Below are 7562 nucleotides of genomic sequence, written 5' to 3'. Positions count from 1 at the left end.
CCATTACCCGTGGTTGTACTGGCAACAGAAGAGCGCGATCTGGATTCCCGCCTGGCGTTCTACGATGCCGGTTGTGATGACCATATACAGTTTGGTAACGGCGCAGAGCTGCAGGTTCGCCTGATGAAGGCGATTTTTAACCGCATTGCCAACGAGCAGCTTAAACAGCAACTGGATAAGGCTAATGAGATGGCCTTTATCGCTATGTCGGACACTTCAGACCTTGGAGTAAACATCCAATTTCTTCTGGACATTAATCAGTGTGAGAACCTCGATCAGGCGGGGATGCGACTGTTTCAGGCACTTAAAAGTTACAACATCAGTAGTTCCCTGCAGATTCGCAGTCGTTTCGGTGAAAAGAACATGGAAGCGAATGGGATGGCGAAGGACCTGGAGTCGACCTTACTGCGCGAGTGCAGCGAAATGGGGCGCTATGTCGATTTCGGTAAGCGCTCCATCATGAACTACGGTCGGGTCTCGCTGCTGGTCAGAAACATGCCGGTAGACGACGCGAACAAATACGGTGCGATCAAGGACAATGTCTTTTCACTGCTACAGGGTTTGGATGCCAGAGTCGGCGCTTTGGATAATGTTGAGTCGCTGAAACTCGAAAGTCAGCTTGTAGTTAAGCTGACCTCACGGATGACCAGCATTATGGAAGGCATCGACAAAGGGTATCACGATGTTATGGTTAGCATTGCCGATGCGGTGGAAGACATTGCCGATGGCATTGAGCAGGAAATCCAGTTCCTGGGCATGGACGAGCAACAGGAGCGGGTAATTCAGAAGGTTCTTGAGAAGGGGATCCTCGAGACCAACCGGGTTTTCAACGAGGGCCTGAAGATGGACAAGAGACTGACAGGCTACCTCACCGAAGTCGGCCGGGTATTCGCCTCTGATAAAGTAAAGACCGAGGAATTAATGGCTCTGGTCGAAAAGATACCGGCGAGCGGTTGATCCGCTCGGATCAACCCTTCTTCAATCACCTATCAATGACGTTTAAGGTGGTCACTCAGGGTTTCGTCAGTGACAAACATGTCGTCTGAGATATCACCAGACATAAGCTCATCAGTCATGGGTTTCCCTGGAATCGCGTGTCCCTCGCTTGCCCACTCGCCAAGGTCGATCAGCTTGCAGCGCTCACTGCAAAAAGGGCGGTACTTCTCTTCTGGGGTCCATTGGACCGTTTTTTCGCACGTTGGACACTTAACTTCCACGAACACCTCAGGTTAATTGCAGGTACGACTGATGAAGCGGTTCAAGCTGACTGTACAGGGCTTCAAGATTGCCTGAATTATCCACCGCATCGTCTGCTCTCTGCAACCGCTCTGAGCGAGGTATCTGTGCTGCAATAATACGGCGAATCTGTTCTTCCTCGTTGCCATCACGTGAAGAGGCTCTTTCAACCTGAATCTCTTCTGGAACATCGATCACCAGGGTGCGGGCGACCAGCTCGCTCTGACCGCTCTCAAACAAAAGTGGAGATTCCAGAATGGCGTAGGGGGATGTCGCTGCTTTTAATTGCGCAATAATGCTATCCCGTATTCGCGGGTGGGTCTGGCTCTCCAGCCATTTGCGTTCATCAGGTTCTGCAAAGACTTTTGCACGTAGCCAGGCACGGTTAAGCGTACCATCATCATGAAGGGCTTCAGACCCATATCGCTGTTTGATGGCGAGCAAGGCAGGTTGGCCTGGCTCAACCACTTCACGGGCGACAATATCGGCGTCGACGACGACAATCCCCTGGTTTCTGAAATACGCGCTGGCAGCGCTTTTACCACTGCCTATGCCACCGGTAAGGCCGAGAATAAACATACTGATTGAGAGCCTGCTTCAAACAATACTAAAAAGAAAAGAACGAACAGGCCTGAACCTTCGACCTGTAAAAGCGACTTGCAACGGCACCCCGTAAGAGCTATTCGAAGAGCCGCTTATATGACCGAGAAGTACCACTGCGTGATTTCATTACCCCACATGGCTACGATCCAACCAGCCATAGCGAGATAGGGGCCGAAAGGAATGGGAACCTGACGATCACGTCCAAGTACAATCACTCCTGCGATACCAACGACGGCACCGACAACGCTCGACATAATGATAATGGTGAGTAACGACTGAAAGCCGAACCACGCGCCAAGTGCGGCGAGAAGCTTGAAGTCACCGTAGCCCATACCATCTTTGCCCGTGAGCAATTTGAAGACCCAGAAGAATCCCCAAAGCACGCCATAACCAAGCGCCGCCCCAAGAACAGCCGACTGAAGGTCAGTAAACATACCTTGCGTATTGAGCAGTAAACCGAGCCAGAGCAAGCCTAGCGTTAATGTGTCTGGCAGGATCTTATGATCAATATCGATAACCGACATCGTAATCAGGAGCCAGGTGAACACCAGCATCGCCAGCAGAGCCCAGCCCCATTCAAACTTAAGCAGTAAGAGGCCGCTCATTACTGCCGTAGCGATCTCGACCAACGGGTAACGCAGGCCAATACGAGTGCCACACGACGCGCACTTACCTCGTAGGAAAATCCAGCTGAATACGGGGATATTCATCCACGGCTTAACCGGTGCCGAACAAGAAGGACAGTGGGAGGCTGGGGTAACCAGATTATAACTCTTGCTCAGGTCTTTAATGGCTGGGTGATCAGGGAGTTCTTCCTCCATCCCCTGGCACTCTTCCTTCCAGCCTCTGAACATCATGATTGGCATACGTAGAATGACGACATTCAGGAAACTGCCAATAAGCAGGCTGAGGATAACAATCAACGGGACCAGTACTTCGAAATTCTGTGATAAGTAAGTAGCCAAGTCCGCCATCAGACGACATCACCCATTTGGAAGATCGGTAGATACATTGCCACGATTAAGCCACCGATGACGACACCTAAAAATATCATCATTGCTGGCTCTATCATCGCGGTAAGGCTATCCACTGCGTTGTCGACCTCCTCTTCATAATAATCAGCAGCCTTGCTAAGCATCTCATCAAGCGCTCCTGACTCTTCACCAATACTGGTCATTTGTACAACCATGTTAGGAAATATTTTCGCCGACCGCATTGATAAGTGAATCTGTTGGCCAGAAGCAACGTCTTCTTTTATTTTGTATACAGCATCTCGATAGACAGAATTACCGACAGCGCCTGCGACCGAATCAAGTGCATCGACGAGAGGGACACCTGCTGCGAATGTAGTCGACAATACCCTCGCGAATCGAGCAACTGCGGCTTTAATTATCAGGTTGCCAAAAACGGGGACTCCAAGGAGAGACGCTTGTACGCGATCCTTGAAAGACTTTGACTTCTTATAAGCCTGATAAAAAGCTGTACCAGTAATGACTAGTATTGCAATGAAGTACAGATAGTATTCTTGCGTGATCTCCGAAATATTAACGACAAATTGAGTTGGAGCCGGTAATTCAGCACCAAAATTATTGAACATTTGTTCGAACGAAGGTACTACTTTCACGAGTAGTATAATCGTAACTACAAAAGCGACGAAGAGGGTGATAACTGGATACATCATCGCTTTCTTCATCTTAGCTTTCAGTGCCTCGGACTTCTCTTTGTACAGGGCGACCTTATCAAGCATCGTCTGCAGGGTACCAGCCTGTTCACCTGACTCAATTAAGTTACAGGTCAGGTCGTCGAAATGTTTTGGATGCTGCCGGAGTGCTTCAGCAAAGTCGTTACCAGATGATACTGAGTCTCTTATCTCAGTAATAATGTCTCTCATTGCCCTGTTATCGGCGCTGTCACTGACGATATCAAAAGATTGGACTAGTGGTACGCCGGCCTTGACCATTGTAGCCATCTGTCTGGTAAAAAAAGTTATGTCGCTGGATTTGATCTTCTTAGAGGATTTACCTCCAATACCAAATAAAGGTTCGGTTGCTTTCTTAACTTTTCTGGGCTCAATACCTTGTTTTCGCAGTTGGGCTTTAGCATAGGCAGAGTTGAGCGCGACAATCTCGCCTTTGGTATTCTGCCCACGGCGATTGACGCCTTCCCAGGTAAAAGTGCTTGTTTTTTGTTGTTTTGGCATCGTTATAAACTCTGTTGCACTGACGTTACCGACAGAGGGTTAATCCATGGTGACACGATTGGCTTCTTCGAGGCTTGTTACGCCAGAGGCAACCTTTATAAGTGCCGATTTTCTGAGGCTTGCGAACCCCTCGCCCCGGGCTGCATCTGAAATTTCGATAGAATTTCCTCCCGACATGATAATACGAGAGACTGCGTCTGTAACCTTTACTACCTCATAGATACCGACGCGCCCTTTGTAGCCACCGTTGCAGTGTGCGCAACCGACCGGATGGTAAAACTCGCCTGACTCTATCTGTTCGCTATCGAATCCCGCTTCCGTAAGGGCCTCCTTTGGAATATTCGCAGGTTGCTTACAGTGACTGCAAAGTCGGCGAGCCAGCCGTTGGGCAATAATCAAGGATACCGAGGTGGCAATATTAAAGGCGGGTACTCCCATATTGGCTAGTCGCGTAAGTGTTTCTGCAGCGCTATTCGTATGAAGTGTCGATAAAACTAAGTGACCTGTTTGCGCAGCCTTAATAGCAATCTGGGCGGTTTCAAGATCCCGGATCTCACCGACCATAACAACATCAGGATCCTGACGCAGGAATGAACGGAGAGCTGAGGCGAAATCAAGGCCAACTTTGTTGTTAACGTTGACCTGGTTAATGCCTTCCAGGTTGATCTCTACCGGGTCCTCAGCCGTAGAGATGTTGGTGCCTTCTACATTAAGGATATTCAGGCCAGTGTACAGCGAAACTGTTTTACCAGAGCCCGTTGGCCCAGTTACCAGGATCATTCCCTGCGGGTTTGATAATGCTTCGAGGTAGAGCTGTTTCTGATCTTCTTCGTAGCCGAGGGCATCAATACCGAGTTTAGCTGATGTAGGGTCTAGGATTCGCAAGACAATTTTTTCTCCCCAGAGAGTGGGAAGCGTATTAACACGAAAATCTATAGCTTTGTTTTTGGAGATTTTCATTTTTATACGACCGTCCTGCGGGATTCGCCGTTCAGAAATATCCATTTGTGACATTACTTTCAGGCGGGCTGCAATCTTACCTGCTAAGTTAATCGGTGGTTGGGAAACTTCCTTGAGCACACCATCTGTACGGTAACGTACGCGATACCGCTTTTCATAGGGCTCAAAGTGGACATCGGAAGCTCCGATTCGGATAGCATCCAGGAGTATTTTGTTGACGAACCTTACAATAGGAGCATCATCGCCGGGTGTAACATCCGTTTCCTGTTCTTTCTCACGACTTTCAGGGTCTTCTAGGTCTATATCGTCAAGAGAACCATCCAATTCACCAAATGCATCCTCAAGGCTTGTATCGGAGGAACTCAGCAATCTATCTACGGCGGCAGACAGTTTGTCCTCTTCGACAAGTACTGATTCAACAGTCATGCCGGTATTAAACTTAATTTCGTCAACCGCGCTGATTAACGACGGATCGCTTTGTGCAACGAATAAGCGATTCCCTCGTTTAAAGAGAGGAAGAATCCGGTGCTTTTCTATCAGTCCCAGGTTAACAACGTCACTTGGTGCTAATTCGAAGTCGAAGGTGCTGAGGTCAAGAACTGGTAAGCCAAATTCTTCTGAAGCTACCCAAGAGATATCATGAGCTAAAGACGGATTTTGTTGAACAGCAATGGATACAAAAGAACTCTTCTCGGCCTTAGTGTCCCGCAAGATATTTTCAGCGACGTGGTGATCGATTAATCCCTGCTCCACTAAGCGGCGGGGTAGCCCAGTTAGTGTGGTCATTATGTTTACCTGTTTTATTTTAAAAAAATAGCAAAACTATAGATCTCAGACTATCGCGCGTTCACTCTAGAGAGAAGGAATTCACAGTTCAGAAAACAAAAAAGGCGCCAGAAGGCGCCTTTCGTCAGATGAAGGTATTACGGAGTAACTGGAGCAGTTACACGAGGAAGATTAGGAAGGTACTTCTCTTCAACTGATGATTTAGTGGTATCTACTTCAAAGCGTACCGCGCCAGCTGCATTTACACGTGGCGTGATCACAACTGATTCACCTCGCAAATCTTGCGAAACGTCTGCAGTGTTTAAGAAAGTTGTTGTAATGTCTGTTCCGTCCCACTCAACCGTTTCAATCAAGCCAGTAGTGGTACCTGTACCGTCAGATAAAACCGGTGACATCATGGCATCAAACTGAGCTGTTGTTGGTAGGCCGTTGTTAGAGGCTGCAAACTCTGCAATAGCGTTCTGGAACGGACGTGCCGCAGCCACTACCTCTGCGGTAGATGTAGCACGTTGCGTGTAGGTCTGATACTGAGGAACGGCAACTGACGCCAGAATACCGATGATCGCAACAACGATCATTAATTCAATAAGGGTAAAACCTTGTTGTGCTTTCATGTTTTTCATAGGGCTTCTCCACTCTCTTTCGAGATTTGTTATTGGGTGACTGCTTTCCGGTCCTTTTTTGGGGTGGCCCTTCCGGCGGTCTTACCTGTCATTAATCATGACTGTGGGATGGAGTTTGCCAAGCTTCTCTGAGACCAGCAAGCCCTGTTTTCGGGCTTAAGTCACATTTTTTGGCGTCATAAAAATATCTGCTCGAAAAACGCGCAAAAAGTTGGCAAAGAGTGACAATTATCGTCACTCTGGTGGGCATTTGCGGGAGGTGCGGCGCAAAATGACAGAGGCTTGTTGGCTTAGCCAACCATCCTCATCGACAGGTCAATCGCCTTACAGTCTTTGGTGAGTGCCCCGATCGAAATATAATCTACGCCGGTTTCTGCATACTGGCGCAAAGTGTCTTTAGTGATGCCACCTGAGGCTTCAAGTTTGATATTGCCTGCGCTTTTTTCTCGTGTGAAAGCGACAGCGACTTTCATATCGGCTGGGCTGAAGTTATCCAGCATGATGATGTCGGCACCAGCGTTGATCGCTTCTTCCAGTTGGGCCATGGTTTCTACTTCGACTTCCACGGGTTTACCCGGAGCAATTTCATGCGCCTGACGTACAGCATCTGAAATGCTGCCTGCTGCCATGATGTGGTTTTCTTTGATTAGAAACGCATCATAGAGACCAATGCGGTGATTGAAGCATCCGCCAACGGATACGGCGTATTTCTGTGCGATACGAAGGCCAGGAATGGTTTTTCGGGTGTCCAGTAATTTTACGCCAGTACCTTCGACAAGAGAGGCGTAGTGTTCACACAGTGTTGCCGTACCTGACAGGCTCTGCAGGAAGTTTAATGCGCAGCGTTCTCCACTCAGCAGTGAGCGTGACGAGCCTTTCAGTTCAAACAGTACCTGGTCAGCTTCAACGACGTCTCCGTCTTTGACTTTCCAGTCAACTTCGACCTCGGGGTCGACTTGCCTGAACACTTCAGTCACCCAGGCTTGCCCCGCAATGACCGCATGCTCCCGAGAGATGATACGTGCATGGCTTTTCTGCTCTGCCGGTATTAACTGCGCGGTAATATCACCAGTGCCGATGTCTTCTTCAATGGCGCGGGTAACTGCATTGCGGATGTCTGTCTGATGCTGAGTGAGGTCCATGGCGGGGCTTCG

8 protein-coding genes are annotated in these 7562 nt (G+C 48.7%); 1 reads left to right on the top strand and 7 read right to left on the bottom strand.

What is annotated here, in order from left to right:
- A partial coding sequence (locus tag B2067_RS11330) for a hypothetical protein (protein WP_301388524.1) occupies window positions 1–957 on the top strand: 957 nt, incomplete at its 5' end.
- Window positions 958–989: 32 nt separating this feature from the next.
- Here B2067_RS11330 and yacG read toward each other — a convergent pair.
- From yacG to nadC, 7 genes are all read right to left on the bottom strand, one after another.
- Window positions 990–1217, bottom strand: coding sequence for a DNA gyrase inhibitor YacG (yacG, locus tag B2067_RS11325; protein WP_297531260.1), 228 nt, complete (start codon window positions 1215–1217; stop codon window positions 990–992).
- A gap of 7 nt (window positions 1218–1224) precedes the next feature.
- Window positions 1225–1815: a dephospho-CoA kinase gene (gene coaE / locus B2067_RS11320; RefSeq protein WP_297531262.1), complete on the bottom strand. Its 591-nt coding sequence runs from the start codon at window positions 1813–1815 to the stop codon at window positions 1225–1227.
- 116 nt (window positions 1816–1931) lie between these two features.
- Complete coding sequence (locus tag B2067_RS11315) at window positions 1932–2813, bottom strand: prepilin peptidase (RefSeq protein ID WP_301388523.1); 882 nt, start codon at window positions 2811–2813, stop codon at window positions 1932–1934.
- The gene (locus B2067_RS11310; protein ID WP_301388522.1) at window positions 2813–4039 is read right to left on the bottom strand and encodes a type II secretion system F family protein; all 1227 of its coding nucleotides are present in this window, start codon (window positions 4037–4039) and stop codon (window positions 2813–2815) included. Before B2067_RS11310 ends, B2067_RS11315 begins: the two co-directional genes overlap by 1 nt.
- 39 nt (window positions 4040–4078) lie before the next feature.
- A complete protein-coding gene (gene pilB, locus B2067_RS11305; protein WP_301388521.1) occupies window positions 4079–5785 on the bottom strand; it encodes a type IV-A pilus assembly ATPase PilB in 1707 nt (568 codons plus the stop codon).
- Between the two features lie 137 nt (window positions 5786–5922).
- Window positions 5923–6399 (bottom strand): pilin, encoded by a 477-nt coding sequence (locus B2067_RS11300; RefSeq protein ID WP_301388527.1) that lies wholly within the window; start codon window positions 6397–6399, stop codon window positions 5923–5925.
- A gap of 299 nt (window positions 6400–6698) precedes the next feature.
- Window positions 6699–7550 (bottom strand): carboxylating nicotinate-nucleotide diphosphorylase, encoded by an 852-nt coding sequence (gene nadC, locus B2067_RS11295; protein WP_301388519.1) that lies wholly within the window; start codon window positions 7548–7550, stop codon window positions 6699–6701.
- Window positions 7551–7562: the final 12 nt, after the last annotated feature.

The sequence above is a fragment of the Thalassolituus sp. UBA2590 genome (genome assembly GCF_002339775.1).
Lineage (GTDB): Bacteria > Pseudomonadota > Gammaproteobacteria > Pseudomonadales > Oceanobacteraceae > Thalassolituus.
Note: the sequence above shows the minus strand (reverse complement) of the source record. Positions and strands in the feature narration are given on the sequence as shown.

Excerpts from the sequence above, each read along its gene's own strand:
- coaE (WP_297531262.1), bottom strand. The coding sequence starts at position 1,815 with ATGTTTATTCTCGGCCTTACCGGTGGCATAGGCAGTGGTAAAAGCGCT.
- B2067_RS11315 (WP_301388523.1), bottom strand. The coding sequence starts at position 2,813 with ATGGCGGACTTGGCTACTTACTTATCACAGAATTTCGAAGTACTGGTC.
- B2067_RS11310 (WP_301388522.1), bottom strand. The coding sequence starts at position 4,039 with ATGCCAAAACAACAAAAAACAAGCACTTTTACCTGGGAAGGCGTCAAT.
- pilB (WP_301388521.1), bottom strand. The coding sequence starts at position 5,785 with ATGACCACACTAACTGGGCTACCCCGCCGCTTAGTGGAGCAGGGATTA.
- B2067_RS11300 (WP_301388527.1), bottom strand. The coding sequence starts at position 6,399 with ATGAAAGCACAACAAGGTTTTACCCTTATTGAATTAATGATCGTTGTT.
- nadC (WP_301388519.1), bottom strand. The coding sequence starts at position 7,550 with ATGGACCTCACTCAGCATCAGACAGACATCCGCAATGCAGTTACCCGC.